Here is a 668-nt window from a genome sequence, read left to right as displayed (position 1 = left end):
ACGCCACTAAGGAACCCAAACAGCCCAACAATCGCTACAAGCACCAGAGTCTGAACCAGTCGCATACGGTTGCCTCCCTCACTAAAGACGCGCAGGCGCACGCAGCGGTACAGGCGCGCCTGCGCAGTGGATTATACCGCGTGAGGTATCCTTTGGGCGGTGGAGCGACCCAGCTGGGACGAATATTTTATGCAGATTGCGCATATGGTGGCGACGCGGGCGACCTGTCCGCGGCGCAGCGTCGGCGCAGTGATTGTGCTGGACAAGCGGATACTGGCGACAGGCTACAACGGCGCGCCGATTGGACTGGCGCACTGCACGGAGGTAGGCTGCCACATCGTGGCGGGGCACTGCATCCGCGCGCTGCACGCCGAGCAGAACGCGATTCTGCAAGCCGCCTTGAACGGCGTCTCCACGCGCGGCGCGACCATCTATGTCACCTGCCAGCCGTGCAATCACTGCGCGAAGATGATTATCAACGCGGGCATCCAGCGCGTGGTGTTCGAGGGCGACTACCCCGACGGGTTCGCGCTGGAACTGTTCGCCGAAGCGGGCGTGCAGTTGTGCCGCTACAAAGCAGGCGTGGTCACGGAGGTTGACCTTGCGCCGTTCCGACCGAAGCGATGAAGACCATCACTGCAGTGTTCCTGTTGGCGTTGGCGACGACC

Annotated in this window: 1 protein-coding gene; it reads left to right on the top strand. The window is 62.7% G+C overall.

All coding sequences use genetic code 11. The annotated features are described in order from the left end of the window. Window positions 1-159: 159 nt before the first annotated feature. Window positions 160-627, top strand: coding sequence for a deoxycytidylate deaminase (locus NW837_RS15915; RefSeq protein WP_414332708.1), 468 nt, complete (start codon window positions 160-162; stop codon window positions 625-627). Window positions 628-668 lie beyond the last annotated feature (41 nt).

Source organism: Synechococcus sp. R6-10, from assembly GCF_047461815.1.
GTDB lineage: Bacteria > Cyanobacteriota > Cyanobacteriia > Thermostichales > Thermostichaceae > Thermostichus.
The sequence above is the reverse complement of the archived record's forward strand: the minus strand, read 5'-3'. Positions and strand labels throughout refer to the sequence as shown.